At 63.1% G+C, this 26,289-nt stretch carries 23 protein-coding genes; 5 read left to right on the plus strand and 18 right to left on the minus strand.

Annotated features, from left to right (window positions below):
- Nucleotides 1-109: 109 nt before the first annotated feature.
- The 3 genes from BLV18_RS19710 to BLV18_RS19720 all read right to left on the minus strand — a co-directional run bounded on the left by BLV18_RS19710 (nucleotide 110) and on the right by BLV18_RS19720 (nucleotide 4,198).
- Complete coding sequence (locus BLV18_RS19710; RefSeq protein WP_049860267.1) at nucleotides 110-1,207, minus strand: polyamine ABC transporter substrate-binding protein; 1,098 nt, start codon at nucleotides 1,205-1,207, stop codon at nucleotides 110-112.
- 251 nt (nucleotides 1,208-1,458) lie between these two features.
- Nucleotides 1,459-2,823 carry an aspartate aminotransferase family protein gene (locus tag BLV18_RS19715; RefSeq protein ID WP_090361178.1) on the minus strand — a complete coding sequence of 455 codons (1,365 nt, stop codon included), beginning with the start codon at nucleotides 2,821-2,823 and terminating at the stop codon, nucleotides 1,459-1,461.
- 16 nt (nucleotides 2,824-2,839) lie between these two features.
- Nucleotides 2,840-4,198, minus strand: coding sequence for a glutamine synthetase family protein (locus BLV18_RS19720; RefSeq protein ID WP_049860269.1), 1,359 nt, complete (start codon nucleotides 4,196-4,198; stop codon nucleotides 2,840-2,842).
- Nucleotides 4,199-4,753: 555 nt separating this feature from the next.
- Between BLV18_RS19720 and BLV18_RS19725 the strand changes: the two genes are divergently transcribed.
- The gene (locus BLV18_RS19725; RefSeq protein ID WP_090361181.1) at nucleotides 4,754-6,130 is read left to right on the plus strand and encodes a glutamine synthetase family protein; all 1,377 of its coding nucleotides are present in this window, start codon (nucleotides 4,754-4,756) and stop codon (nucleotides 6,128-6,130) included.
- A 270-nt stretch (nucleotides 6,131-6,400) separates the two neighbouring features.
- Here the strand turns inward: BLV18_RS19725 and ssuB are convergent, their stop codons facing one another.
- The 7 genes from ssuB to BLV18_RS19760 all read right to left on the minus strand — a co-directional run bounded on the left by ssuB (nucleotide 6,401) and on the right by BLV18_RS19760 (nucleotide 13,247).
- Complete coding sequence (ssuB, locus tag BLV18_RS19730; protein ID WP_090361183.1) at nucleotides 6,401-7,213, minus strand: aliphatic sulfonates ABC transporter ATP-binding protein; 813 nt, start codon at nucleotides 7,211-7,213, stop codon at nucleotides 6,401-6,403.
- Nucleotides 7,210-7,998: an aliphatic sulfonate ABC transporter permease SsuC gene (ssuC, locus tag BLV18_RS19735; RefSeq protein ID WP_049860271.1), complete on the minus strand. Its 789-nt coding sequence runs from the start codon at nucleotides 7,996-7,998 to the stop codon at nucleotides 7,210-7,212. Before ssuC ends, ssuB begins: the two co-directional genes overlap by 4 nt.
- Nucleotides 7,999-8,007: 9 nt before the next feature.
- Nucleotides 8,008-9,156 (minus strand): FMNH2-dependent alkanesulfonate monooxygenase, encoded by a 1,149-nt coding sequence (gene ssuD, locus BLV18_RS19740; protein ID WP_090361186.1) that lies wholly within the window; start codon nucleotides 9,154-9,156, stop codon nucleotides 8,008-8,010.
- Between the two features lie 76 nt (nucleotides 9,157-9,232).
- Nucleotides 9,233-10,198, minus strand: a complete 966-nt coding sequence (locus BLV18_RS19745) for a sulfonate ABC transporter substrate-binding protein (RefSeq protein WP_056844720.1) — start codon at nucleotides 10,196-10,198, stop codon at nucleotides 9,233-9,235.
- Nucleotides 10,199-10,279: 81 nt separating this feature from the next.
- The gene (gene ssuE / locus BLV18_RS19750) at nucleotides 10,280-10,873 is read right to left on the minus strand and encodes an NADPH-dependent FMN reductase (RefSeq protein WP_090361188.1); all 594 of its coding nucleotides are present in this window, start codon (nucleotides 10,871-10,873) and stop codon (nucleotides 10,280-10,282) included.
- A gap of 242 nt (nucleotides 10,874-11,115) precedes the next feature.
- On the minus strand, nucleotides 11,116-11,754 hold the full coding sequence (locus BLV18_RS19755; RefSeq protein ID WP_049860275.1) for a peroxiredoxin: 639 nt from the start codon (nucleotides 11,752-11,754) through the stop codon (nucleotides 11,116-11,118).
- Nucleotides 11,755-11,906: 152 nt separating this feature from the next.
- Nucleotides 11,907-13,247: an OprD family porin gene (locus tag BLV18_RS19760; protein ID WP_090361193.1), complete on the minus strand. Its 1,341-nt coding sequence runs from the start codon at nucleotides 13,245-13,247 to the stop codon at nucleotides 11,907-11,909.
- A gap of 471 nt (nucleotides 13,248-13,718) precedes the next feature.
- Between BLV18_RS19760 and tauA the strand changes: the two genes are divergently transcribed.
- From tauA to tauD, 4 genes are read left to right on the plus strand one after another with little or no spacing between them, the layout of a single operon-like run.
- Nucleotides 13,719-14,639: a taurine ABC transporter substrate-binding protein gene (tauA, locus tag BLV18_RS19765; RefSeq protein ID WP_425272652.1), complete on the plus strand. Its 921-nt coding sequence runs from the start codon at nucleotides 13,719-13,721 to the stop codon at nucleotides 14,637-14,639.
- A gap of 28 nt (nucleotides 14,640-14,667) precedes the next feature.
- Entirely contained in the window at nucleotides 14,668-15,504 is an 837-nt protein-coding gene (tauB, locus tag BLV18_RS19770; RefSeq protein WP_090361200.1) for a taurine ABC transporter ATP-binding subunit, read from the plus strand.
- Nucleotides 15,501-16,331 (plus strand): taurine ABC transporter permease TauC, encoded by an 831-nt coding sequence (tauC, locus tag BLV18_RS19775; RefSeq protein ID WP_049860279.1) that lies wholly within the window; start codon nucleotides 15,501-15,503, stop codon nucleotides 16,329-16,331. The genes tauB and tauC overlap by 4 nt, the downstream gene beginning before the upstream one ends.
- Before the next feature lie 31 nt (nucleotides 16,332-16,362).
- Nucleotides 16,363-17,196 carry a taurine dioxygenase gene (gene tauD, locus BLV18_RS19780; protein WP_090361203.1) on the plus strand — a complete coding sequence of 278 codons (834 nt, stop codon included), beginning with the start codon at nucleotides 16,363-16,365 and terminating at the stop codon, nucleotides 17,194-17,196.
- Between the two features lie 36 nt (nucleotides 17,197-17,232).
- On the opposite strand, the gene gcvH is transcribed toward tauD, so the two are convergent.
- The 8 genes from gcvH to BLV18_RS19820 form a co-directional block, all read right to left on the minus strand.
- The gene (gene gcvH / locus BLV18_RS19785; protein ID WP_090361205.1) at nucleotides 17,233-17,616 is read right to left on the minus strand and encodes a glycine cleavage system protein GcvH; all 384 of its coding nucleotides are present in this window, start codon (nucleotides 17,614-17,616) and stop codon (nucleotides 17,233-17,235) included.
- A 44-nt stretch (nucleotides 17,617-17,660) separates the two neighbouring features.
- On the minus strand, nucleotides 17,661-18,743 hold the full coding sequence (gcvT, locus tag BLV18_RS19790; protein WP_090361209.1) for a glycine cleavage system aminomethyltransferase GcvT: 1,083 nt from the start codon (nucleotides 18,741-18,743) through the stop codon (nucleotides 17,661-17,663).
- A gap of 168 nt (nucleotides 18,744-18,911) precedes the next feature.
- On the minus strand, nucleotides 18,912-20,537 hold the full coding sequence (locus BLV18_RS19795) for an ABC transporter permease (protein WP_090361212.1): 1,626 nt from the start codon (nucleotides 20,535-20,537) through the stop codon (nucleotides 18,912-18,914).
- Between the two features lie 198 nt (nucleotides 20,538-20,735).
- On the minus strand, nucleotides 20,736-21,737 hold the full coding sequence (locus BLV18_RS19800) for an extracellular solute-binding protein (RefSeq protein ID WP_090361215.1): 1,002 nt from the start codon (nucleotides 21,735-21,737) through the stop codon (nucleotides 20,736-20,738).
- A 120-nt stretch (nucleotides 21,738-21,857) separates the two neighbouring features.
- Nucleotides 21,858-23,075: a 2-octaprenyl-3-methyl-6-methoxy-1,4-benzoquinol hydroxylase gene (locus BLV18_RS19805; protein ID WP_167375990.1), complete on the minus strand. Its 1,218-nt coding sequence runs from the start codon at nucleotides 23,073-23,075 to the stop codon at nucleotides 21,858-21,860.
- Nucleotides 23,076-23,098: 23 nt separating this feature from the next.
- Nucleotides 23,099-24,295: a 2-octaprenyl-6-methoxyphenyl hydroxylase gene (ubiH, locus tag BLV18_RS19810; protein WP_090361221.1), complete on the minus strand. Its 1,197-nt coding sequence runs from the start codon at nucleotides 24,293-24,295 to the stop codon at nucleotides 23,099-23,101.
- Nucleotides 24,292-25,623 (minus strand): Xaa-Pro aminopeptidase, encoded by a 1,332-nt coding sequence (gene pepP / locus BLV18_RS19815; RefSeq protein ID WP_049860287.1) that lies wholly within the window; start codon nucleotides 25,621-25,623, stop codon nucleotides 24,292-24,294. Before pepP ends, ubiH begins: the two co-directional genes overlap by 4 nt.
- A gap of 26 nt (nucleotides 25,624-25,649) precedes the next feature.
- Nucleotides 25,650-26,207, minus strand: coding sequence for a YecA/YgfB family protein (locus BLV18_RS19820; RefSeq protein WP_090361225.1), 558 nt, complete (start codon nucleotides 26,205-26,207; stop codon nucleotides 25,650-25,652).
- Between the last annotated feature and the right edge of the window lie 82 nt (nucleotides 26,208-26,289).

Genomic DNA, 26,289 nt, shown 5'->3' on the forward strand with positions numbered 1-26,289 from the left:
ACAGCCTGGCTTCACTGACGCAGGATGAGTGATCACCGCCAGACCTGTGGGAGCGGGCTCTGCCTGCGATGAGGCCATCACTGGCTTACCGCTTCCACAGGACCGATGCTTACTTGCCCGACTTAATCTTCGTCCAGCTGCGCGTCATGATCCGCTGCGTTGCCGCAGGCAGGTCGGCGATGGCATACAGCTTGGCCTGCACGTCGGCTGGCGGGTAGATACCAGGATCTTCGCTGATGGCTTTATCCACCAATGCCGTTGCAGCCTGGTTACCGTTAGGGAACTGCACGCTGTTGGTGATCTCGGCCATGACTTCCGGCTTCATCAGGAAGGTCATGAACTTGTAGGCGCCTTCGACGTTCTCGGCATCCTTGGGAATGGCGACCATGTCGAAGAAGCTGCCAGCGCCTTCCTTGGGAATGTTGTAGCTGACCTTGACCTTGCCACCAGCCTCTTCGGCGCGCGACTTGGCCTGGTAGATGTCACCCGAGTAACCCACGGCTACGCAGATGTTGCCGTTGGCCAGGTCGGAGATGTACTTGGAGGAGTGGAAGTAACCGATCGAAGGACGCACCTTGAGGAACAGCGCTTCGGCTTCGGCGAGCTGCTTCTTGTCCTGCGAGTCGGTCGGATAGCCCAGGTAATGCAGGGCGATCGGCAACATCTCGGTCGGCGAATCGAGGAAGCTGATGCCGCACGACTTCAGCTTGGCCGCGTTTTCCGGCTTGAACAGCAGGTCCCAGCTGTTGGTCGGCGCGTCGGCGCCCAGGGCAGCCTTGACCTTGTCGGGATTGAAGCCGATGCCGATCGAGCCCCACATGTACGGGAAGGCATGCTTGTTGTCCGGATCGCTCACCGACACCGCCTTGAGCAGCGATTGGTTGAGGTTCTTCCAGTTCGGCAGTTTGGAGCGGTCCAGTTCTTGGTAAACGCCGGCCTTGATCTGCTTGGCCAGGAAGTTGTTGGAAGGCACGACGATATCGTAGCCGGACTTGCCGGCCAGCAACTTGGCTTCCAGGGTTTCGTTGCTGTCGAATACGTCGTAGACGACCTTGATCCCCGACTCTTCCTCGAACTGCTTGATCGTGTTCGGCGCAATGTAGTCCGACCAGTTGTACACGTGCAGAACCTTGTCGTCCGCCTGCGCAGCACTGGCCATCGCCCCCATCAGGGCCGCGGCGAGGAGGGTCTTGCCAAATATCTTCATGCGTTGTGCTCCAATTTTATCGAAATCCGATGTCGAGATTGCTGGGGAAGCTGCCGATACCCTGTGGGCGCTGGCTCTGTCTGCGAACGGCGTGAATCGGTGTCGCGGCCATTCGCGGGCAGAGCCCGCTCCCACAGGGGTATGGCCATTCGCGGGCAGAGCCCACTCCCACAGGGGGTGTGGCCATTCGCGGGCATAGCCTGTTCCTATAGGGGCAGGCATCAATTCGTCAGCCTCGGCAAGCCTAGCATTTAGCCACCTAGCGCTTCGAGTGTCAGGTCAAGGCAAAGGCGTGCCTTGCTCACCAGCTCGTCGATCTCGGCATGGCTGATGACCAGCGGCGGAGCAATGATCATGGTGTCACCCACCGCGCGCATGATCAGTCCGTTGTCGAAGCAGAACTGCCGACAGATCATGCCGGCACCCCGGCCCTCGTGACGGCTGCGCGTGGCCTTGTCCTTGACCAGTTCGATCGCCCCGAGCATGCCCAGGCCGCGGACCTCACCCACCAGTGGATGGTCCAGCAGCTCCCGCAGACGCTTTTGCAAATACGGTGCCGCCTCGGCCCTGACGTTGTCGACGATGTGCTCGTCGCGCAGGATACGCAGGTTTTCCAGCCCCACCGCTGCCGCGACCGGGTGCCCGGAATAGGTGAAGCCATGGTTGAAGTCGCCGCCCTGGTTGATCACGTTGACCACCTCGTCGCGCACGATCACCCCGCCCATGGGGATATAACCGCTGGTGAGGCCCTTGGCGATGGTCATCAGGTCGGGCGCCAGGTCATAGTAGTCGCTGCCGAACCAGTGGCCGGTACGGCCAAAGCCACAGATCACTTCATCGGCGACGAACAGGATGTCGTAGCGCGCCAGCACTTCCTTGACCTTCGGCCAGTAGGTGTCGGGCGGAATGATCACCCCGCCGGCGCCCTGGATCGGCTCGGCGATGAACGCCGCGACGTTGTCTTCGCCCACTTCCAGGATCTTCTTTTCCAGCTGCTCGGCGGCCCAGACACCGAACTCGTCGGGGGTCATGTCGCCACCTTCGTCGAACCAGTAGGGCTGGGCGATGTGCACGATACCCGGGATCGGCAAGTCACCCTGCTCGTGCATGCCCGACATGCCGCCCAGGCTGGCGCCGGCCACTGTCGAGCCGTGGTAGCCATTGACGCGGCTGATGATCACCTTCTTCTCGGGTTTGCCCTTGAGCGCCCAGTAATGGCGCACCAGGCGCAGCACGGTGTCGTTGCCTTCGGAGCCGGAGCCGGTGAAGAACACATGGTTCATGCCCTCGGGTGCCAGATCGGCGATGGCCTTGGCCAGCTCCAGCGCAGGCGGGTGAGCGGTCTGGAAGAACAGGTTGTAGTACGGCAGTTCACGCATCTGCGCGCTGGCCGCCTGCACCAGTTCTTCGCGACCGTAGCCGATCGCCACGCACCACAGGCCCGCCATGCCGTCGAGAATCTTGTGCCCTTCGCTGTCCCACAGGTACACGCCATCGGCCTTGGTGATGATCCGCGGACCCTTGTTCTTGAGCTGCGTGTAATCGCTGAAAGGAGCCAGGTGATGGGCGCTGCTCAAGTCCTGCCAATGCTGGGTCTGGGGGTTGTTGTTGCTCATCTGTCGCTCCTTTTTCTCACACCGCGAACAGCAGGAACTCACGTTCCCACGAGCTGATCACGCGCTTGAAGTTCTCGTGTTCGGCGCGCTTGACCGCGACATAGCCGACGACGAATTTCTTGCCCAGGTATTTCTCCACCGTCTTGCAGTTTTCCATGCGCTCCAGCGCATCCTCGATGGTCAACGGCAGACGCAGGTTGCGACGTTCATAGCCACGGCCCTGGACCGGGGCGCTCGGGTTCAGGCCCTCGACCATGCCGATGTAGCCGCACAGCAGGCTGGCGGCAATGGCCAGGTACGGGTTGGCATCGGCGCCCGGCAGGCGGTTCTCGACTCGCCGATTCTGCGGCGTCGCATCGGGCACACGCAGGCCCACGGTGCGGTTTTCCTCACCCCACTCGACGTTGACCGGCGCCGAGGTGTCGGGCAGGAAGCGGCGGAAGGAATTGACGTTGGGCGCGAACAGCGGCAGCAGTTCGGGAATGAATTTCTGCAGGCCGCCGACGTGGTGCAGGAACAGCTGGCTCATGGAGCCGTCTTCGTTGGCGAAGATGTTCTTGCCGGTGGCCGAGTCGACGATGCTCTGGTGCAGGTGCATGGCGCTGCCCGGCTCGCCGGTCATGGGCTTGGCCATGAAGGTCGCGGCCACGTTGTGCTTGAGCGCGGCCTCGCGCATGGTGCGTTTGAACACCAGGATCTGGTCGGCCAGGTGCAGGGCATTGCCGTGTCGGAAATTGATCTCCATCTGCGCCGTGCCGTCTTCGTGGATCAGCGTGTCGAGGTCCAGGTTCTGCGCTTCGCACCAGTCGTAGACATCTTCGAACAACGGATCGAACTCGTTCGCCGCCTCGATGGAAAACGACTGTCGACCGGTTTCGGGACGCCCGGAGCGGCCGATCGGCGGCTGCAGCGGAAAGTCCGGGTCTTCGCAGCGCTTGGTCAGGTAGAACTCCATCTCCGGCGCCACGATCGGCTGCCAGCCCTTGTCCGCGTACAGTTTCAAGACCTTCTTGAGCACGTTGCGCGGCGACAGCTCGATGGGGTTGCCCTGCTTGTCGTAGGTGTCGTGGATGACCTGCGCGGTGGGCTCGATGGCCCAGGGAACGAGAAACACCGCGTTCTCGTCGGGGCGGCAGATCATGTCGATGTCGGCGGGGTCGAGCAACTCGTAGTAGATGTCGTCTTCTACATAATCGCCGGTCACAGTTTGCAATAAAACACTTTCCGGCAAGCGCATGCCCTTTTCGGCGATGAACTTGTTGGTCGGGGAGATCTTGCCGCGGGTGATCCCGGTGAGGTCGCCGATCAGGCATTCGACTTCGGTGATCTTGTGTTCTTTCAACCAATCGGTGAGCTGGTCGAGGTTGGGACTCATAAATACCTCAGGAGGCCATTAACCCGGCTCGCGGCGAGCCAGGCACTTGTTGACGCATGGGCGTCGTTGGAAAAGCGGTCAAGCGAGGGCACCACGATGCCCGCCCGGCCTTTCGATACCCGGCCGGAACGTGAGGCTCAGGGTAGCGGTTTCGGGGCAAAGGCAGTACATGACGGACAAAAAAACAGAGACGCAACGCCGTGGGCTGTCAATTATTCTGGCCGCTGGCAACCGGCGGCTGCAGCGACTGAAATCAGATAATGGCAGACGTGCCATGATTCACCCTCGGTCTTATTGAAATGACGGGTTGAAAACGAGCTTAGCCTTGTTCATTTTTTTCCACAACTCTCGACCTGCAAACTTCATCGTGCACTTTTCATACAGTTGCAAAGTGCCTTAATTGCCTGTCACGCGCGCCCCGATATGCAGCAAAAGAGGCTTAACAGCGCCCTTTCAGGGCAAAACCCGGCTCGCTTGACTTCATGTTGGCTTTCGGATTGACTGAAACCTGCTCAACCCAATGATTGATATTTTTAACAACAAAGGTGTTGCATCATGTCGGTACCCCCGCGTGCCGTTCAGCTCAACGAAGCGAACGCATTCCTTAAGGAACATCCTGAGGTTCTGTACGTCGACCTTCTGATTGCAGATATGAATGGTGTGGTGCGCGGCAAGCGCATCGAACGCACCAGCCTCCACAAGGTTTACGAGAAAGGCATCAACCTGCCCGCCTCGCTGTTTGCTCTGGACATCAACGGCTCTACCGTGGAAAGCACCGGCCTCGGCCTGGATATCGGCGATGCCGATCGGATCTGCTATCCCATCCCCGACACCCTGTGCAACGAGCCTTGGCAGAAGCGCCCTACCGCGCAACTGCTGATGACCATGCACGAACTCGAAGGCGAACCCTTCTTCGCCGATCCGCGTGAAGTGCTGCGTCAGGTCGTCGAGAAATTCGACGCCATGGGCCTGACCATCTGCGCCGCGTTCGAGCTGGAGTTCTACCTGATCGACCAGGAGAACGTGAACGGTCGCCCTCAACCCCCGCCCTCACCCATTTCCGGCAAGCGTCCGCATTCGACCCAGGTGTATCTGATCGACGATCTGGACGAGTACGTGGACTGTCTGCAGGACATCCTGGAAGGGGCGAAGGAACAAGGCATTCCGGCTGACGCCATCGTCAAGGAAAGTGCGCCGGCGCAGTTCGAGGTCAATCTGCACCACGTCGCCGATGCCATGAAGGCCTGCGATTACGCAGTGCTGCTCAAGCGCCTGATCAAGAACATCGCCTACGACCATGAGATGGACACCACGTTCATGGCCAAGCCCTACCCAGGCCAGGCCGGCAACGGTTTGCACGTGCACATTTCGATCCTGGACAAGGACGGCAAGAACATTTTCACCAGTGAGGATCCCGAGCAGAACGCCGCATTGCGTCACGCGATCGGCGGTGTGCTCGAGACCCTGCCCGCGTCGATGGCGTTCCTGTGCCCGAACGTCAATTCGTACCGCCGCTTCGGTGCTCAGTTCTATGTGCCCAACTCCCCGTGCTGGGGTCTGGACAATCGGACCGTGGCGCTGCGCGTGCCCACCGGGACCCCGGATGCCGTACGCCTGGAACACCGCGTCGCCGGCGCCGATGCCAACCCGTACCTGCTGATGGCTGCGGTTCTGGCCGGCGTGCACCATGGCCTGACCAACCAGGTCGAGCCCAACGAGCCGGTGACGGGCAACTCCTACGAGCAGAACGAGCAGAGCCTGCCGACCAACCTGCGCGATGCCCTGCGCCTGCTGGACGACAGCGAGGTGCTGGCCAAGTACATCGATCCGAAATACATCGATATCTTCGTGGCCTGCAAGGAAAGCGAGCTGGAAGAGTTCGAACACTCCATCTCGGATTTGGAATACAACTGGTACCTGCACACGGTGTAACGGCCGAGTGTCGCGGTATGCCTGCCATGCCGCAGTGTTCACGAACGCATTTGCTGGGCTGCGGTGGAGCAGGTACACCGCGTCGTCCCCGGACGCGGCTTGCGCCGCTGCTACAGGGGTTCCCGTGTCTTCTGGACCGCGGTGCGGCGGTACACCGCATCGCGCCGCTGCTACAGGGGATCACCGTGTCGTCTGGGTATGCAGTCCCTGTAGCAGCGGCGCGAGCCGCGTCGGCGGTACGTGCGGATTACCTGACGTACCGCGTCCGGTTCAACGCGCCCAGCGCAACTGGGTCGGCAATGGCGACGGGGGCTCTGGCTCCGGTGGATTGCCCGGCAACGCCAATACCCGATTGAGCACTTCGGTTTCCAACGCCGCCAGGCGATGAGAACCGCGAGCCCGCGGCCGCGGCAGCTCGACGGCCAAGTCCAGACCGATACGCCCCTCCTCGATCAGAATCACCCGGTCGGCAATCGCCACGGCCTCGGAAACGTCGTGGGTCACCAGCAACACGGTGAAGCCGTGCTTGCGCCACAGGTTCTCGATCAACTGCTGCATCTCGATCCGCGTCAGGGCATCCAGAGCACCCAAGGGTTCGTCCAGCAGCAACAGCCGCGGCTTGTGGATCAGCGCCCGCGCCAAGGCCACACGCTGCTTCTGCCCCCCCGACAGCGCCGCCGGCCATTCATTGGCACGTTCGGCCAGCCCCACCGCTTCGAGCGCCTGCAGGGCCTGCTCGCGCCAATTGCCCGACAGCCCCAGGCCAACGTTGTCGATGACTCGTTTCCACGGCAGCAAGCGAGCTTCCTGAAACATCAGCCGAGTGTCGTTGCGCGCCTCACTGAGCGGACCCGAGCCGGCCAGCAGCTGGCCGCTGGTGGGCTGGTCGAGGGCCGCCAGCAGACGCAGCAAGGTGCTCTTGCCGCAACCGCTGCGACCGACGATGGCCACGAACTGCCCGGCCGGGATGTTCAGGTCGATGTCGCGCAGCACCTCGCGCTCGCCAAAGGTCTTGCGCAACTGACGGACCGCCAGGGGAATCCCGCGTCGCAGGTTCCGCGGCTGTTCCTTGAGAACGGTCATGCCGCACCTCCCTTGGTTTGATAGGCCGGATGCCAGCGCAACCACACCCGTTCCAGCCCACGCGCCGCAAGATCGGCCAGTTTGCCGAGAATCGCATACAACACGATGGCCAGAACCACGACGTCGGTCTGCAGGAATTCACGCGCGTTCATGGCCAGGTAGCCAATGCCCGAGCTGGCGGAAATGGTTTCCGCCACGATCAGCGTCAGCCACATCAGACCAAGCGCGAAACGCACGCCAACCAGAATGGAAGGCAAGGCTCCGGGCAGAATCACCTGCCAGAACAGACGAAACCCGGACAGGCCATAGCTGCGAGCCATTTCCACCAACGCGGGGTCGGCGTTCTTGATGCCGTGGTAGGTGTTCAGGTAGATCGGGAACAACGTGCCCAAGGCCACCAGAAAGATCTTCGCCGACTCGTCGATACCGAACCACAGGATCACCAGCGGAATGAGCGCCAGGTGCGGGACGTTGCGGATCATCTGCACCGAGGTGTCGAGCAGGCGCTCGCCCCAGCGCGACAGGCCGCTGATCAGCCCCAATACCAGGCCGATGCCGCCACCGATGGCAAAGCCGATGCCGGCGCGCCAGCCACTGATGGCCAGATGCGTCCAGATCTCCCCGGACTTGAACAACGCCACACCCGCCTCGAACACTGCGCTGGGCGCCGGCAGGATACGTGTCGACAGCCAGCCGACGCTGACCGCCACCTGCCAGATCAACAGCAGGCCCACTGGCAGCGCCCAGGGCGCCAGCCGGTGGATGATTTTGCTTGATGTACTCATGACAGATTCTCAGCGCTTGGCCACGGCCTTGGGCAAGATGTCATTGGCCACCATCTCACCGAAGGGGCTGACGTAATTGGCGCCGGTCGGTGTCTCGGGGCGCTGCACGTCCAAGTGCGGGAACAGCAACTCGGCCACGCGATACGACTCTTCCAGATGCGGGTAGCCGGAGAAGATAAAGGTGTCGATGCCCAGCGCGGCGTACTCCTTGACCCGCTCGGCCACGGTCGGACCGTCACCCACCAGCGCGGTGCCGGCGCCGCCACGAACCAGGCCGACGCCGGCCCACAGGTTGGGGCTCACCTCCAGCTTGTCCTTGCTGCCGCCATGCAACGCAGCCATGCGCTGTTGGCCTACCGAATCGAAGCGCGCCAGCGAGGCCTGGGCACGGGCAATGGTGTCGTCGTCGACATGGGCGATCAGCCGTTCGGCGGCGTGCCAGGCTTCTTCGTTGGTTTCCCGCACGATCACGTGCAGGCGAATCCCGAACCGCACGGTGCGGCCGAGCTTGGCCGCCTTCTCCCGCACCTGGGCGATCTTCTCGGCCACGGCCGCCGGCGGTTCACCCCAAGTCAGGTACATCTCCACCTGTTCGGCGGCAAGGTCTTGGGCGGCGTCGGAAGAGCCGCCGAAGTACAGCGGCGGACGGGGCTGCTGCACCGGGGGATAAAGCAGCTTGGCGCCTTTGACGGTGAGGTGCTTGCCATCGTAGTCGACGGTTTCGCCTTCCAGCACACGACGCCAGATACGGGTGAATTCCACCGATGCTTCATAGCGTTCCTCATGGGTGAGGAACAGCCCGTCGCCGGACAGCTCATCCGGATCGCCGCCGGTGACCAGGTTGAACAGTGCGCGGCCATTGGACAGCCGGTCCAGGGTCGCGGCCTGACGCGCCGCCACGGTGGGCGAAATGATGCCCGGACGCAGGGCCACCAGAAACTTCAGGCGCTGGGTGACTGGAATCAATGAGGCCGCCACCAGCCAGGAGTCTTCGCACGAACGCCCGGTCGGAATCAGTACGCCACCGTAACCCAAGCGATCGGCGGCCTGGGCGATCTGTTGCAGATACCCATGGTCGACCGCCCGCGCGCCTTCGGCGGTGCCCAGGTAATGGCCGTCGCCGTGGGTGGGAAGAAACCAGAAAATGTTGAGGCTCATGGAGTTGTCTCCTGACGTGGCTCGAAACCGGTGCCGGGGCACCGGTGCAATTGTGCGGTGGCTGAAACGGAGTGATTCACGGCGCCTTGGCTACATTGGCCGGCGGTGTCCAGATCACATCCTGAATGCGCAGCGGCTTGGGGATCAGCTTGAGCTGATGGAAGCTGTCGGCGATCTTCTGCTGCGCGGCAACGGTCTGCGGATTGAGAAACTGCGCACCGTAACCCTGGCGCTTCACCGAGGTCAGGGTGATGTCGGCCGGCAGGCCCAGCAGCGGTGCGACCTGGGCGGTCACTTCTTCGGGGTGGGCCTTGGACCATTCACCCACCGCGCGGACTTCCTCGACCAGGGCGGTGATCACCTCCGGGTGCTTCTGGGCATAGGGCTTGGTCGCGAGGTAGAACTGCAGGTTGTCGACGATGCCTTGACCGTCACGCAGGGTGCGGGCCTGCAACTGCTGCTCCGCGGCCGCCTGGTAGGGGTCCCAGATGACCCACGCATCGACGCTGCCGCGCTCGAAGGCGGCACGCGCGTCGGAAGGCGGCAGGTAGACGGTCTGGATATCGGAATACTTGAGCCCCGCCTCCTCCAGCGCGCGCACCAGCAGGTAATGCACGTTGGAGCCCTTGTTCAGCGCGACTTTCTTGCCTTTGAGCTCACTGACCGAGCGGATGGTCGAATCCTTGGGCACCAGGATCGCTTCGCTGGTCGGGGCTGGCGGCTCGTAGGCCACATACAGCAGATCGGCACCGGCGGCCTGGGCGAACACCGGCGGGGTTTCTCCGGTCACGCCGAAATCGATCGAGCCGACGTTGAGGCCTTCGAGCAATTGCGGCCCACCGGGAAACTCGGTCCATTTGACGTCCACGCCCTGTGCCGCGAGACGCTTCTCCAGCGTGCCCTTGGCCTTGAGCAGCACCAGCGTGCCGTATTTCTGATAACCGATGCGCAGGGTTTCAGCCTGGGCCTGGGTAATGGCGCCGAACGACACAGCCGCAGCAAACAGTGCGACCACACCACGACGCAAGAACAGGGTGCGCATGGCACTCTCCTTTTGCAGAGGTAATTGGGTTGCACCTGCTTGCCCGTTGGCGGGCGAGTAAGGTGGATACGACAGTTCGAATCAGATGCTCCAGCGGGCACTGCGCAGGCTTTGCGTGAGCAAGGCCGGGTCATGGGTCTGGGGTCGACGCAGCAGGAAAGCGTGGAATTCCTCCAGGGCGCTTTCCAGCCGCTGCTCGAGGGCCGGTGCCAATTGGGCCGCGACACTGCCTTCGCCGTAGGCGATCTGGCTGTCGTCGGCGAAGATGCCCTGAAGCATTTCCTGCGCCTTGAGCGAGGCCAGCACGGGCTTGAGCGCGTAGTCCACCGCCAGCATGTGAGCGATGCTGCCGCCGGTGGCGACGGGCAGCACCACCTTGTTGCTCAGGGCGCGCTCTGGGAGCAGGTCGAGCAGCGTCTTCAGCGCACCTGAGAACGAGGCCTTGTACACCGGTGTTGCCACGATGAGGCCGTCGGCCTTGCTGACCAACTCGATGAAATGCAATACGTGCGGGCTGTCGAAACGGGCGTGCAGCAAGTCTTCGGCCGGGAAGTCCCGTACCTGGAACGTCACCACTTCGACGCCTTTATGCTGCAGCCACTGCTTGCCGCGTTCCAGCAGTACACCGGAGCGCGAGCGCACGCTTGGGCTGCCGCCCAGAGATACGACGAGCATGGGGTAAATCCTTGAATAGCGAAGTCGGAGCGCTTCTGGAGAAGTCGCCGGAATGGAGGGAACAGTAACAGGCAGGAGTTATATCTTTAAATCATATTTATTCATTTGGTTATTCGATAAAAACATATCCACACCACCGCGCCCCTGTAGCAGCGGCGCAAGCCGCGTCAGCGGTAAACGCGGTACATCTGACGCACCGCAAACGCCGGACGCGGCTTGCACCGCTGCTAAAGGGCAGATGCTCAGCGGTTGGGCTGTGGGGTCAGGCGCAGGTACGGTTTCACTGCCTTGTAGCCCTTCGGAAAGCGCTGCTTGATCTCTTCTTCGTCCTTGAGCGAAGGCACGATCACCACATCGTCACCGTCCTGCCAGTTGGCCGGAGTCGCCACCTTGTGGTTGTCCGTAAGTTGCAGCGAATCGATCACCCGCAGGATCTCGTGGAAATTGCGCCCGGTACTGGCTGGATAGGTGATGGTCAACCGGACCTTCTTGTTCGGATCGATGACGAACAGCGAGCGCACGGTCAGGGTGTCGTTGGCATTGGGGTGGATGAGGTCGTAAAGCTCGGACACCTTGCGGTCGGCGTCAGCCAGGATCGGAAAATTCACCGTAGTACCTTGGGTCTCGTCGATGTCGCCGATCCAGCGCTGGTGGGACTCGACCGGATCTACCGACAAGGCGATGGCCTTGACGTTGCGCTTGGCGAACTCGTCAGCCAGCTTGGCGGTAAAGCCCAGTTCGGTGGTGCAGACAGGTGTGAAGTCGGCCGGGTGCGAAAACAGCACACCCCATTGATCACCCAGCCACTGATGGAAACTGATGCTGCCCTGGCTGGATTCCTGCTGGAAGTCGGGGGCGATGTCGCCGAGTCGAATGGTCATGGTGCTGCTCCTGGACTGTTGTGCGCATGACTGTGCACCGAGCGGCCGCGAAACAAAAAGAATGGATGGTGCTGGTGCTAGGCGAATCTGGAATAACGCTGCGCCACAAACGAAAAAGCCCGCACGAGGCGGGCTTTTTCCAACGTCACGTATTACTTGAAAGCGTACGTGTAGTTGAAGATCAGACGGGTCTGATCGGTGTTGGTGCCCACGTCGCTGCGGTAGGTACCGTTACGCAGGGTGGCGCCGAAGTTCTTCAGCAGACCGCTCTGGATCACGTAGTCGACGCGCATGTCGCGTTCCCACTCGGAGTTGTCCGAATCACCGGTACCGGCTGCCTTGATGTCATCGGCATGCAGGTAGGCGATCGAAGCCTTCAGGCCCGGTACGCCGACACGGCTGAAGTCGTAGGAGTACTGGGCGAACGTGGTGTTCTCGCCAGCACGGGTGAACGAGTTGACCATACTGTCGGTGAACAGGTAGACGCTGGAACCGCCGTTGCCTTCGTTGCGACCGTTGCCATCGACCACGCTGCCGTTGTTGATGAACGGCATACCACCGTCATCGCCCACTTGCTGGTAGCCAGCGAGGAACGCGTGACCAGCGATGCTGTAGGTGAAGATGGCACTCCAGGTCTTGTTGTCGATTTCACCTGGGGTCCTGGCGTAGCCGCTGTTGTTGTTGAAGCGGTAGCCAACGTCACCGTTCTTGCCGTCGGAGCGGCTGTCGAAGTAGCGCAGGTCGGTCTTGAACGACTGATCTTCACCCAGTGGCAACACGTGCACGGCGCCCAGGAAGGTCTGCTTGTAGAAGTCTTCCAGTTGCGCGTGGTAGACCTGCAGAGTCAGGTCCTTGGTGGCTTTCCAGTCCACACCGGCGAACTGGAAGTTGTTGGTGTCTTGAGTGGCACCGCCGACGCCCAGACCCGAGTAGTTACTGGTAGCACGACCCGCGGACTTGTTCAGTCGACCCACGGTGAAGGTGAAGTTGTCCAGGTCCTTGGAGGTCAGGATACCGCCCTGGTAGGTAGCAGGCAGCAGGCGACCATCGTTGGACACCAGGATCGGCAGGTTGGGCTGCAGTGCGCTACCCACCTTGAGTTCGGACTTGGCGAACTTGACCTTGCCGTTCGCGCCCAGACGCGACCAGGTCTTCTCGGCCGAGCCATCGGTGTCGCTCGGGAAGAAGCTGTTGTTGTTCGGGTGGTGACCGCGGCCGCCGTCCAGGTGGATACCGGTCATGGCCTGTACGTCCAGACCGAAGCCGACGGTGCCGGGGGTGTAGCCAGAGATGAAGTTGAAGAGGAAGCCTTGAGCCGATTCTTCCTGGTCGTTCGCTGTGCCTTCGCGGGTATCGTTGCGGAAGTACATGGTCCGCGAGCTCAGCGTTGCTTTGCTGGCTTCGAGGAAACCCGAGGGTGCCGGATCGGCGGCGTAAACACTGGTGGAGATGCTGGCGAGCGCGATGGCTACGGCGAGCGACTGCTTGTACATGTGATGCTCCTCTGGTTTCTAATTTTTGTGGTGTCTTTGGTCGGGGTCTGATGCCCCTTGTCCGCCGATGCGCGATTAGCGCTAAAGCGTGACCAGTTAGTCAATGTTTACAAGCCGATTCGAGACCTTGGTCTAAGCCAAACTCTGGGTGCCGAGATTAACGAAATTTTCACAAAACCAAAAAGAATTGTTTCAAGTTTTTTTAGAATTTAATCGCATAATAGCTGCAACCTTCCAAACAAAAAAGTTCAATCCGATTGTCAAACATAAGCTAATTCCCAAACGGTATTTCAAACCCGTTTCTTATATCGTTTAGATTCTTCTCATTCGCCGATCCGGCACCTCACTTCACGCGCCAGAAGCGCGTGCTGGAAGCTCACCGCCCCCCTGACTCTTGCAAAGGCAACCACCATGGCCAAGCAGCGCTTCGCACGAAAACTGTTCACCACTCTGGCCCTGACGGGCCTGGCCATGGGCATCCAGGCCGCCCCGTTGACCGTGGGCTACCAGACCGGCATCGACCCCAGCAAGGTGCCCCAAGCCGATGGTGTCTATGAAACGGCCATTGGCGAGAAGATCGACTGGCGCCGCTTCAACAGCGGTCCGGAAGTGGTCACGGCCATCGCCTCGGGCGATGTGCAGATCGGCAACCTGGGGTCGAGTCCGCTGGCAGCCGCCACTTCACGCAAACTGCCCATCGTCGCCTTCATCGTTTCGGCGCAGATCAATTCCGCTGAAGCCTTGGTAGTGCGCAACGGCAGCGGTATCGACAATCCCCAGCAACTGGTGGGCAAAACCATCGCCACGCCCTTCGTTTCCACGTCCCACTACAGCCTGCTCGGCGCGCTGAAGCACTGGGGCCTGGAGGGCAAGGTCAAGGTGGTCAATCTTCAGCCCGCTGAAATCGCCGCCGCTTGGAAGCGTGGCGACATCGATGGTGCTTTCGTCTGGTCGCCGGCATTGGGCGAGATCCGCAAGAGTGGCAAGACCTTGACCGATGCCGCGCAGGTCGGCCAATGGGGCGCACCGACCTTCGAAGTCTGGGTGGCGCGCAAGGATTACGCCGAGAAGCATCCTGAAGTAATCGCCAAATTCGCCAAGGTCACCCTGGATTCCTTTGCCGACTACGCGAAGAACCAGGCGCAGTGGACCGCCGACTCCGAGCCGGTGCGAAAGATCGCCAAGCTGACGGGCGCCAATGCCGCGGATGTTCCCGACCTGCTCGTCGGCTCCACCTACCCCGACGCCGAGGCCCAGGCTTCGGACGCGCTGCTGGGCGGCGGTACTGCCAAGGCGGTGGCCAAGACGGCCGAGTTCCTCAAGGAACAGGGCAAGCTGGAAGCCGTGCTACCCGATTACACGCCTTACGTCAGCGCCCAGTTCGTTCAGTGATCCCGCGCACGCCCAACGGAGTACCACCGTGGCCCAATTGATTCTCGACCGTATCAGTGCCCACTACCCAGGCGCTGCGCAGCCGGTTCTGCAGGACATCTCCCTGAGCCTGGGCCCACAGCAACTGTGCGTGGCGCTGGGTCCCTCGGGCAGTGGCAAGACCTCGTTGTTGAACCTGATCGCCGGTTTCGTGCCGCCCAGCAGTGGCCGCATCACCCTGGACGGGGTCGCGGTAAAAGGTCCAGGGGCGGACCGTGGCGTGGTGTTTCAGGATGACGCCCTGCTGCCTTGGCAGGACGTGCTGGCCAATGTCGCCTTCGGTCTGCAACTGGCGGGCATCGCCCGGCCGCAGCGTGAAGCGCGGGCGCGTGAAATGCTCGCGCTGGTCGATCTGGCCGGTTTCGCCGAGCGGCAGGTGTGGCAGCTCTCCGGTGGTCAGCGGCAACGCGTGGGCCTGGCCCGAGCGCTGGCGGCCGATCCGCAGGTGCTGTTGATGGACGAACCCTTTGGTGCATTGGATGCGTTCACCCGAGAGCAGATGCAGGAACTGCTGCTGCAGGTCTGGCAACGGACCGCCAAGCCGGTATTTCTGATCACCCATGACATCGAAGAAGCGGTGTTTCTGGCCACCGACCTGATTCTGCTCGCACCCGATCCGGGGCATGTCGAGGAGCGTCTGAGCCTGGACTTCGGCCTGCGCTACGCCGCCGGCGAGAGCGCCCGGGCGATCAAGTCCGACCCCCGATTCATCGAGACCCGCGAGCACGTGCTGGCTCAGGTATTTGCACAACGAGAGTCTGCACAACGAGAGTTCGCCCAGCGTGTTTCTCCACAGGGCGCCACCGCGCGCGAGGCACTGGCATGAGCCACTATCCGACCGAAGCCATCGACCGCACGCGCAAGCCCGCTGCGCGCCGACCCTGGCGTCTGAGTACGCGAGCCATCAGCACACTGACCCTGGCCGGCGTGCTGCTGCTCTGGTGGGCGGTCACCGCCAGCGAATTGATCGAACCGCTGTTCCTGCCCTCGCCGGGTGCCGTGCTGGACAAAGCCTGGCTGCTGGCAACCCAGGGCTACATGGACGCAACCTTGTGGCAGCACCTGGGTGCCAGCCTGGGGCGCATCGGCCTGGCCCTGGTCTTTGCCGTTTTGTTCGCCATCCCGGTGGGCATCGCCATCGGCCACAACCGCATTGCCCAAGGCATCCTCGATCCGCTGATCGAGTTCTATAGACCCATTCCACCGCTGGCCTACCTGCCGCTCATCGTGATCTGGTGCGGTATCGGCGAGACCTCGAAGGTGCTGCTGATCTACCTGGCGATCTTCGCTCCGATCGCCATTGCCACGGCCACCGGCGTGCGCAATGTCGATCCAGCCCGGCTGCGCGCCGCGCAGTCGCTGGGTGCCACACGGGCGCAGCTGATTCGTCATGTGATCGTGCCCAGCGCCCTGCCGGAGATCCTCACCGGCATCCGCATCGGCCTGGGCGTCGGTTGGTCGACCCTGGTCGCCGCCGAGTTGATCGCCGCCACCAGCGGCCTGGGTTTCATGGTGCAGTCGGCCGCGCAGTTTCTGGTCACCGATGTGGTGGTACTGGGCATCCTGGTGATCGCGCTGATCGCCTTTGGCCTGGAAATGGGCTTGCGCGCCCTGCAACGACGGCTGGTGCCCTGGCACGGCCAGAGCCACTGAATCACCGATTTCACCAACAGAGCTGACCAACATGACTCTGCACATCACCCCCTTGAGCCCCACCCTCGGCGCGGTCATCGCAGGCGTCGACCTGAGCCGGGAACTGACCCCGGCGCAGCAACGCGAGATCGACGCCGCGCTGATCGCCCACCAGGTCTTGTTCTGGCGCGACCAGCCACTGACGCCGGCCCAGCAGGCCCGGCTGGCGCACCAGTTCGGTGACCTGCACATCCATCCGATCTACCCCAGCGTGCCGGGGCAGCCCGAAGTGCTGGTGCTCGATACCGCCGTGACCGATGTGCGCGACAATGCCATCTGGCACACCGATGTCACCTTTCTCGCGGAACCGGCAATGGGCGCGATACTGACGGCCCAACAGGTGCCGCCCTTTGGCGGCGACACCTGCTGGGCCAACGGCATAGCCGCGTTCGAGGCGTTGTCCGCGCCCTTGCAGACCCTGCTCGACGGCCTGACCGCCACCCACGATTTCGCCAAGTCGTTCCCGCTCGAACGCTTCGGCAACGATGCCCAGGCCCTGGCACGCTGGGAGCAGACCCGGCAGCAGCATCCGCCACTGTCGCACCCGGTGGTGCGGACCCATCCGGTCAGCGGGCGCAAGGCCTTGTTCGTCAATGACGGCTTCACCACCCGTATCAACGAGCTGTCGGCGGCGGAAAGTCGGGCGCTGCTCGACTTGCTGTTCGCCCACGCCACGCGACCGGAGTTCTGTGTGCGCTGGCAATGGCGTCAAGGGGATGTGGCATTCTGGGACAACCGCGTGACCCAGCATTACGCGATCGACGACTACCGACCACAGCGACGCGTGATGCATCGAGCGACGATATTGGGGGATCGACCGTTCTGAACGGGCGGGGGTGGCGATGGCCACCCCCGCTGACCATCATTCGCCGATGGCGGCCTTGTAGCCTGCGGCATCGAGCAGTTTGTCCAGCTCACCGGCAGCGCTGGGCTTGAGCTTGAAGAACCAGGCGCCGTAGGGTTCGCCGTTGACGCTCTCGGGAGCGTCGGCGAGTGCCTCGTTGATGGCGATCACTTCACCGCCTACCGGCGAGTAGATATCGGACGCCGCTTTCACCGACTCCACCACACCGGCTTGATCACCAGCGGCGAACACCTTGCCGACTTCCGGCAGCTCGATGAACACCACGTCACCCAAGGCTTCCTGGGCATGGTCGCTGATGCCCACGGTCACCGTGCCGTCAGCTTCCAGGCGCGCCCACTCGTGGCTTTCGGCAAAACGGAGTTCAGCAGGGATATCGCTCATATCATTGTCCTCAACAAGGGTCAGCGGCCAGCCCGCCATACGATTCAGATCAGGGTGCTACCATGCCGGACGAAGGTCGGCTTGACCACCCGTACCGGGTACCATTTGCCGCGTATCTCGACTTCCGCACGGTCAGCGGTCGCCATGGGTACACGCGCCAGTGCAATCGACTTGCTCAGCGTAGGTGAGAAACTACCACTGGTGATCTCCCCTTCGCCAACTCCGGCGATCCGCACAACCTGATGCGCGCGCAGCACGCCGCGCTCCTCGAGCACCAATCCGACCAGTTTCATCGCCGGCCCGACTGACCGCTCGCGCTCCAGCGCTTCACGCCCGATGAAGGCCCGCGAGATCGGTTGCCACGCCACGCTGCCGGCCATGTTCGACGCCAATGGCGAGTTAGCCTCGTCCATGTCCTGGCCATACAGATTCATGCCTGCTTCCAGACGCAGCGTATCGCGCGCGCCCAGGCCGATGGGCGAAATGCCGGCGCCGATCAATTCGTTGAAGAAGTCGGCAGCCTGGGCCGCAGGCAAGACGATTTCGATGCCGTCTTCACCCGTATAGCCGGTGCGAGCAATGAACCAGTCGCCTTGGTGGCGCCCTTCGAAGGGTTCCAATCGCAGCAGCAATTCGCGGCGCTGGCTGCCCAACAGATCGGCGACCTTGCGCCGCGCCTCGGGCCCTTGCACCGCCAGCAGCGCCAACTCGGGACGCTCGCGCCACTGCACATCGAACCCATCGGAGTGAGTGCTCAGCCAGGCCAGGTCCTTGTCGCGGGTGGCGGCATTGACCACCAGGCGATAGCCATCCTCGGTGAGGTAGGCGATCAGATCATCGACCACCCCGCCCTGCTCATTGAGCATGGCGCTGTACAAGGCCTGGCCGGTTGCGGTCAGGTTGCCCACATCGTTGCTCAGCAGGTGTTGCAGGAACGCCCGGGCATCCGGCCCGTGGATATCGATCACGGTCACATGCGACACGTCGAAGACGCCGCAATCGCGACGTACCTGATGATGCTCTTCGACTTGCGATCCGTAATGCAGGGGCATGTCCCAACCGCCAAAATCGACCAGCTTTGCGCCGAGGGCAAGATGCAGGTCATACAGAGGCGTACGCTGTCCCATGGGTTTCTCCTTCCGGGCGTGGCGAAAGCGCAGGCGGATTGTCCTTGGTGCCTGCGCCGGATGCGGCGCATTGTAGCGACAAGGTCGCGTGATGACATCCGACGCGACAAGGTCGCAGTGGTGATATCTGTAGCGACAAGGTCGCGGTGGTGATATCTGAAGCTTGGATCAGTGAGTTCGACCCAGCTGGCGCGCCGAACGTCGAATCAGCCCGATGACCGGCAGCAAGCCGACCAGCACCAGGGTCAGGGCCGGCAGCGAAGCACGAGCCCACTCGCCTTCGCTGGTCATTTCGAAGACGCGCACCGCCAGCGTATCCCAGCCAAATGGACGCATCAGCAAAGTGGCCGGCATCTCCTTCAACGTGTCGACGAACACCAGCAGCGCTGCGCTGAGCGTGCCAGGCAGCAACAGTGGCAGGTAGACCTTGAAGAACAGCCGCGCACCGCCCACACCCAGGCTGCGCGATGCTTCGGGCAAGGACGGGCGAATCCGCGCCAGGCTGCTTTCCAGGGGCCCGTAGGCCACCGCGATGAAGCGGACCAGGTAGGCGACCAGCAGCGCCGCCACACTGCCCAGCAGCAACGGCCGACCGGCGCCGCCCAACCAGCTGGACACTGGCACCACCAGTTCGCGGTCGAGAAAACTGAAAGCCAGCATCAGCGACACCGCCAGCACCGATCCCGGCAGGGCATAGCCCAGGTTCGCGATCGCCACACCGGCGCGAATGCCCGGCGTGGGCGCCTGACGCCGCGCGAACGCCAGCAACAACGCCACCGCGACGGTGATCAGCGCGGCCATGGCGCCCAGGTACAGGGTATGCAGGATCAGCTCACGATAGCGCTCGTCGAGGTCGAAGCGTCCGCGCTGCCAGCACCATGCGACCAACTGCACCATGGGCACGACGAAGGCGCAGGCGAACACCAGCGCGCACCAGCCACTGGCCAACCATGCCTTGAATCCGCTCAGCCGATACAGCGCCTGCCCGCGCGGCCGCTCGCTGGCCGCGTGATCCTGACCGCGGGCGCGACGCTCGCCATAGAGCACCAGCATCACGGCCAGCAATAACAGGCTGGCCAACTGCGCCGCGCTGGAAAGGCTGAAGAAGCCGTACCAGGTCTTGTAGATGGCGGTGGTGAACGTATCGAAATTGAACACCGCCACGGCGCCGAAATCCGCCAGGGTTTCCATCAATGCCAAGGCCACACCGGCCCCGATGGCGGGCCGGGCCATCGGCAGGGCGACCCGCCAGAAGGCCTGCCAGGGTGATTGCCCAAGCATGCGCGCCGCTTCCATCAAGCCCTTGCCCTGGGCCAGGAACGCGGTCCGTGCCAGCAGATAGACGTAGGGATAGAACACCAGCACCAGCACGATGATGACCCCGCCCGTGGAGCGCACCCGCGGCAGGCGCAGGCCGTTGCCGAACCACTCGCGCAGCAGGCTCTGCACGGGGCCGGCAAAATCCAGCAGCCCTACGAACACGAAGGCAAGCACATAGGCAGGGATGGCAAACGGCAGCATCAGCGCCCAGTCGAGCCAGCGCCGCCCGGGGAATTCACACAGGCTGGTGAGCCACGCCAGGCTGACGCCGATCACCGTCACACCCGTACCTACGCCCACCACAAGAGTCAGTGTGTTGCCCAGCAGCCGCGGCATCTGCGTGTCCCACAAATGGGACCAGATCTGCAGGTCGATGCTTTGCCAGGACAGCACCAGCACACTCAGCGGCAAGAGCACGAGCCCGACCACGGCCAAGACCAGCGGATACCAACGGCGTTGGACGAAAGAGGACAATGGGCTCACTCGTGGTTTTCAGATTGCGGGCTTTCTCAACGACAGCCACTCCTGTGGAGAGCTTACTGTGCTGTGTCAGCATGTACGGTGGTGCGCCGTTCGCGGGCAGAGACCCGCTCCCACAGAAGAACAGGTGCTTTTGTGCTTTGCGTGTGGGAGCGGGTCTCTGCCCGCGAAGGCCGCGCCACCGATATCAGCTCAGTTCCACCCGGCACGGTCCATCAACCGGATCGCTTCGGCCTGACGCTTGCCCGCCACTTCCACGGGCAGTGTGTCGGCCTTGAACTTGCCCCAACTGGCGACTTCCGCAGAGGGCGCCACCGCCGGATTGGCTGGAAACTCCTGGTTCACCCCGGCGAAGATTGCCTGCGCCTGCGGCCCGGTCATCCACTCGACCAAGGCGATGGCCGCCTGAGGGTGCGGCGCATACTTGTTCAGGCCAATGCCCGACAGGTTCACGTGCACACCGCGATCGCCCTGGTTCGGCCAGAACAGCTTCACACCCAGGTCCGGTTGCTGCTTGTGCAGGCGGCCATAGTAGTAGCTGTTGACGATACCCACGTCGCACTGCCCGGCATCGATGGCCTGCAGCACCGCGATGTCATCGGAGAACACGTCAGTGGACAGGTTGTTCACCCAGCCCTTGAGAATCTGCTCGGTCTTCTCGGCGCCGTGGGTCTCGATCAAGGTGGCGGTCAGGGACTGGTTGTACACCTTCTTCGCCGTACGCAGGCACAGGCGTCCTTCCCATTGCTTGTCGGCCAGCGCCTCGTAGGTGCTCAGCTCCTGCGGTTTGACGCGCTCGCTGGCGTAGGCGATGGTTCGCGCACGCAGGCTCAGGCCGGTCCACTGGTGGGACGCGGCACGGTATTGCGGGGGAATGTTGCCATCGATGACGGTGGACTGGATGGGCTGCAGGATGCCCATCTGCTCGGCTTGCCACAGGTTGCCGGCATCGACGGTGAGCAGCAGGTCGGCCGTGGCGTTCTGCCCTTCGGCCTTGATGCGCTGCATCAACGGCGCTTCCTTGTCGGTGATGAACTTGACCTTGACCCCGGTTTTCGCGGTGTAGGCGTCGAAAACCGGCTTGATCAGCTCGTCGATGCGCGACGAATAGACGACCACTTCATCGGCAGCGTGGGCGTTGCCACCCAGCAGACAGAGCGCCAGTGCAGCGAGAAGACGTTTGCGCACCATCATGAGGGAAACCTTGCCGTTGGAGTGAGGCCGAAATGGTAGTGAATCACATTTACCTTCTCAACCGAACTCGGGGCCCAGCCGTTACCAAATGTTGCGGGCAGGCGCAGGTGTACGGCTGTCTCAGAGGCGCGCGAGCTCAGGTAGATCGCCGGTCAAGCCCAGCGCCTGGCGGACGAACAACGCCTTGGCTTCCGGCAGTCGCTCCACCCACTTCAAGCCGGTGTTGCGCAACCAGCGCAGCGGCAGCGGGTCGGCCTGGAACAGGCGCTCGAAGCCTTCCATGGCCGCCATCAGTGCCAGGTTGTGTGGCATGCGTCGGCGCTCGTAGCGCGTCAGCACCGGCAGGCCCGCCAGCCGCTCGCCTCGCTGCCGGGCATGGATCAGTTCTTCGGCCAGCACCGCCGCGTCGAGCAGGCCCAGGTTGACCCCCTGCCCGGCCAGCGGATGGATGGTGTGCGCGGCATCGCCGATCAGTGCCAGACCGGTTTCCACGTAGCGCTTGGCATGTCGCTGACGCAACGGGACGCACAAGCGAGGATCGGCAGCGAGAACCTCGCCCAGACGTCCCTCGAAGGCTTGGCCCAGCGCTCGGCAGAAGGCCACGTCGTCCAAGGCCATCAGGCGTTCGGACTGCTCCGGCGTGGTCGACCAGACGATCGAGCACCAATGCTTGCCATCACCGCGCTGCAAAGGCAGAAAGGCCAGCGGGCCCTCGTCGGTGAAGCGTTGCCAGGCCGTATCGCGATGGCCCTCGCTGCACTGCACGCTGGTGACGATGGCGTGGTGCAGGTAGTCCCATTCGCGAGTCTCGCAGCCAGCCAGTCGACGCACCGCCGAGTGCGCGCCGTCTGCGGCGATCACCAGCGGGGTGCGCACGGTCTGACCGCCGGCGAGGGTCAACAGACGATCGTCACCTGAATGGCGCAACTGCTCCAGTCGCGCATTGGCCAGCAGCCGGATCCCGCTGTCCTGCAGGCGTTCGAGCAAGGCGTCCTGAACCACGCGGTTCTCGACGATATGCCCCAGGGTGTCGGCATGCACGCTGGCGGCGGAAAAGTTGATCTGCCCGGTGCCGCTGCCGTCCCACACGCTCATGTGTCGATAGGGGTTGGCACGCCGCGCCTTGATACCGTCCCAGGCGCCCAGGCGCTGAAGGATGCGCTGGCTGGCCATGGACAGCGCACTGACCCGCGCTTCGAAAGGCGCCAATGCGTCGAAAGGTTTGCCGGTCAGCGGCCCGCCGTCGATCAGCAGGATGTCCAGGCCGCTGTCGCGCAGGGCGAGCGCCAGGGCGCTGCCGACCATGCCAGCGCCGACGATGACCAGGTCGGCGCGCAATTCGTTGGTGTGGGTCACTGTATTCATCGCCCTTTGATGTCCGACCGAGTGCCCAGGCCCATTGCCTGGCGTGCGAACCAGCGCTTGGCCGGCGGCAGCAGATCGAGCCCCAGCAGGCCCAGATTGCGGCCCACCGCGACCCATGGATCGGGTGTCGCGAACAAACGCGTCAGCTGGTCCGAAAAGCCCACGGTCAGGTTCTGATCCAGGCGCTGGCGTTGCTCATAGCCACGCAGCAGCGACAGTTCGCCCACATGGCCGGTGCTGGCGAGCAAGGCATCGGCCAGCGCCTGCACGTCGCGCATCGACAGGTTGAAGCCCTGTCCGGCAATGGGGTGCAAGGCATGCGCCGCGTTGCCAAGGACCACCAGATTGGAACGCACCTGCTCCTCGGCCCGTACCAGCGACAACGGATAGACATGTCGGGCGCCCACGCGCTGCAGCGTACCCAGACGGTAGCCGAATACGCCCTGCAGCTCCTGCAGAAACGCATCATCGGACAACCCCTGCAGGCGGCGGATATCGGCGGGCGTACGGGTCCAGATGAGTGCGCAACGGTTGTCGGGCAACGGCAGCAAGGCCATCGGCCCATCATCGGTGAAGCGCTCGAACGCCTGCCCCTGATGCGGATTGCCGGGGGTGATATTGGCGATCAGGGCGTCTTGATCGTAGCGCGTGTGCTGCACGGCAATGCCCAACTGTTCGCGCAGCTCGGAACGACCACCGTCGGCCAGCACGGCCAGGTCGCACTGCACCTGAGTGCCGTCGTTCAAGGTCAATGCGTAACCGTCGGCCAAGGCCTGGGTGCCGGTGACTTCCGCCGGACAGCGCCAGCTCACCACCTCTCGGTCAAGCGCCTGCCACAGGCACTGGCCGAGCCAGGCGTTCTCCACCACATAGCCCAAGGCCGGTACGCCTTCGTCCTCGGCGCGAAGCCGCGCGGTGCCGAAGCGACCGCGGTCGGAAACATGGATCTGACGAATCGCTTCGGCACGCTGGCTGATCGCCGGCCACAAGCCCAGGCGCTCATAGATCTGCCGGGTGCCGTAGGACAACGCTGAGGAGCGCGCATCATAGCTGGGCTGGTAGGCGTCGCCGGGGGCGAAGCGCTCGATCAGGACGATGTTCCAACCGCGAGCCTTGGCACCGGCCTGCAACGCCAGGGCCAGGCTCGCGCCGACCAGTCCGCCACCGATGATGGCCAGATTGAAGCGGCTCATGCCTCAGCCCGCGCGGTCGCCATCAGCGCCTCGATATCGGCGACCGACTTGGGCACCGCCCCGGTAAGAATCTCGCAGCCTTTCTTGGTCACCACTACATCGTCCTCGATTCGTACGCCAATGCCCCGCCACTTCTTCGCAACGCTGAGGTTGTCGGGCGCGATGTAGATGCCGGGCTCGACGGTCAGGGTCATGCCGGGTTCGAGCACCCGCCACTCGCCACCGACCTTGTACTCGCCGACATCATGCACATCCAGGCCCAGCCAGTGGCCGGCGCGGTGCATGTAGAACGCGCGGTGCGCGTCGCGGGCGATCAGCTCGTCGACCTCGCCCTTGAGCAGACCCAGCCGCACCAGCCCCTGGGTTATGACCTGGACCGTGGCTTCATGGGCCTGGTTCCAGTGCTTGTCGGGACCAATGGCAGCGAAGGCAGCCTGCTGCGCCTCGAGCACCAGCTCGTAGATGGCTTTCTGCTCGGGCGAAAAGCGACCGCTCACCGGGAAGGTACGGGTGATGTCGCTGGCATAGCATTCGATTTCGCAACCGGCGTCGATCAACACCAGGTCGCCGTCGCGCAGCACCGCATCGTTCTGCTGGTAATGCAGGATGCAGGCGTTGCGACCCGCAGCCACGATCGAGCCATAGGCCGGCATCTTCGCCCCGCCCTTGCGAAACTCGTAGTCCAGCTCGGCTTCCAGGCTGTACTCGTGCAGCCCGGCGCGGCAGGCCTGCATGGCACGGACATGGGCACGCGCAGAAATATCGGCGGCCCGGCGCATGACCTTGATCTCGGCCGCCGACTTGTACAGACGCATGTCGTGCAGCAGGTGGTCCAGCGCTTCGAATTCATTGGGCGGCTGGGCACCCAGGCGCGCCTTGGAGCGGATGCTGTTGATCCAATCCATCAGGTGCCGATCGAACTCCGGGTGGCTGCCGATCGAGGAGTAGACGCGGTCGCGTCCCTCGATCAGGCCGGGCAGGATGTCGTCGATATCGCTGATGGGAAAGGCGTCATCGGCGCCGAAATCGCGCACCGCCCCCTCCTGCCCGGCCCGCAACCCATCCCACAGCTCGCGCTCCGGATTGCGCTCGCGGCAGAACAGCACGTACTCGCCATGCTCGCGCCCCGGAATCAAGGCGATCACCGCTTCGGGCTCGGGAAAGCCGCTGAGGTACTGGAAATCGCTGTCCTGGCGGTAGACGTGCTCCACGTCGCGATTGCGGACGGCCACCGCGGCCGCGGGCAGAATGGCGATGCTGTTGGGCACCATCTGCGCCATCAGTGCCTTGCGGCGGCGGGCATATTCCGATTTCGGGATGTGGCTCATGGGCAGGCGCAGGCTCCGGGGTCAGGTCAGTGCAGCGACGGCTTGGCGCTGGCCGCGGTCGGGTGCTTGGCCGACTCGGTGTAGAGCAGCAGCGGCGCGACGCGCAGGTATTCCATGACCTCCATGTAGTCGGTCTCGCCGTCTTCGGACTCTTCCAGCGCGTCCTGCACCTGGGCGATGGCGGCCAGATCCTGCAGCACTTCCATGGCTTCGGTGCTCAACGCCGTGTCGCGTGCGGTCAGACCGAAACCAGCCAGGAAACCCTGGCACCATTCGCCCAGGGCGGCAGCCCGCTCGGGCAACGGCGACTCGTCGCTGGGGACCAGCAGTACCACGGTCATGTCGTCGCTGGTGAGTTCGCCCTTGACCATTTCCTGCAAGCCGATCAAGGCCTGGCGAACATTGTCTTCGGCGGGTGCGCCGAGCAGATCGGCGGCATCGACCAGCCATGGCTCGACCTCGAAGCCGGCCCCGGCGCAACTGCGCCCCAGTAACAGGCCGTGCAGTTCGGCAGGCGAAACGGAGTGGCCGCTGCTGTTGAGCAGGGTGGCGAAGGCGTGATAGGGGGAATTCTGAATAGGCATGGGCAACTAGGCGCCAGACGGCGCAATGACTAGAATGAAGGCCTTGTATCCTAGCACCGGCAACCGCGCCAGACTATCGACG

The sequence above is a fragment of the Pseudomonas coleopterorum genome (genome assembly GCF_900105555.1).
Taxonomy (GTDB): domain Bacteria; phylum Pseudomonadota; class Gammaproteobacteria; order Pseudomonadales; family Pseudomonadaceae; genus Aquipseudomonas; species Aquipseudomonas coleopterorum.

Coding starts and splice junctions, on each gene's coding strand:
- BLV18_RS19710 (WP_049860267.1), bottom strand. CDS start 1,207: ATGAAGATATTTGGCAAGACCCTCCTCGCCGCGGCCCTGATGGGGGCG.
- BLV18_RS19715 (WP_090361178.1), bottom strand. CDS start 2,823: ATGAGCAACAACAACCCCCAGACCCAGCATTGGCAGGACTTGAGCAGC.
- BLV18_RS19720 (WP_049860269.1), bottom strand. CDS start 4,198: ATGAGTCCCAACCTCGACCAGCTCACCGATTGGTTGAAAGAACACAAG.
- BLV18_RS19725 (WP_090361181.1), top strand. CDS start 4,754: ATGTCGGTACCCCCGCGTGCCGTTCAGCTCAACGAAGCGAACGCATTC.
- ssuB (WP_090361183.1), bottom strand. CDS start 7,213: ATGACCGTTCTCAAGGAACAGCCGCGGAACCTGCGACGCGGGATTCCC.
- ssuC (WP_049860271.1), bottom strand. CDS start 7,998: ATGAGTACATCAAGCAAAATCATCCACCGGCTGGCGCCCTGGGCGCTG.
- ssuD (WP_090361186.1), bottom strand. CDS start 9,156: ATGAGCCTCAACATTTTCTGGTTTCTTCCCACCCACGGCGACGGCCAT.
- BLV18_RS19745 (WP_056844720.1), bottom strand. CDS start 10,198: ATGCGCACCCTGTTCTTGCGTCGTGGTGTGGTCGCACTGTTTGCTGCG.
- ssuE (WP_090361188.1), bottom strand. CDS start 10,873: ATGCTCGTCGTATCTCTGGGCGGCAGCCCAAGCGTGCGCTCGCGCTCC.
- BLV18_RS19755 (WP_049860275.1), bottom strand. CDS start 11,754: ATGACCATTCGACTCGGCGACATCGCCCCCGACTTCCAGCAGGAATCC.
- BLV18_RS19760 (WP_090361193.1), bottom strand. CDS start 13,247: ATGTACAAGCAGTCGCTCGCCGTAGCCATCGCGCTCGCCAGCATCTCC.
- tauA (WP_425272652.1), top strand. CDS start 13,719: ATGGGCATCCAGGCCGCCCCGTTGACCGTGGGCTACCAGACCGGCATC.
- tauC (WP_049860279.1), top strand. CDS start 15,501: ATGAGCCACTATCCGACCGAAGCCATCGACCGCACGCGCAAGCCCGCT.
- tauD (WP_090361203.1), top strand. CDS start 16,363: ATGACTCTGCACATCACCCCCTTGAGCCCCACCCTCGGCGCGGTCATC.
- gcvH (WP_090361205.1), bottom strand. CDS start 17,616: ATGAGCGATATCCCTGCTGAACTCCGTTTTGCCGAAAGCCACGAGTGG.
- gcvT (WP_090361209.1), bottom strand. CDS start 18,743: ATGGGACAGCGTACGCCTCTGTATGACCTGCATCTTGCCCTCGGCGCA.
- BLV18_RS19800 (WP_090361215.1), bottom strand. CDS start 21,737: ATGATGGTGCGCAAACGTCTTCTCGCTGCACTGGCGCTCTGTCTGCTG.
- ubiH (WP_090361221.1), bottom strand. CDS start 24,295: ATGAGCCGCTTCAATCTGGCCATCATCGGTGGCGGACTGGTCGGCGCG.
- pepP (WP_049860287.1), bottom strand. CDS start 25,623: ATGAGCCACATCCCGAAATCGGAATATGCCCGCCGCCGCAAGGCACTG.
- BLV18_RS19820 (WP_090361225.1), bottom strand. CDS start 26,207: ATGCCTATTCAGAATTCCCCCTATCACGCCTTCGCCACCCTGCTCAAC.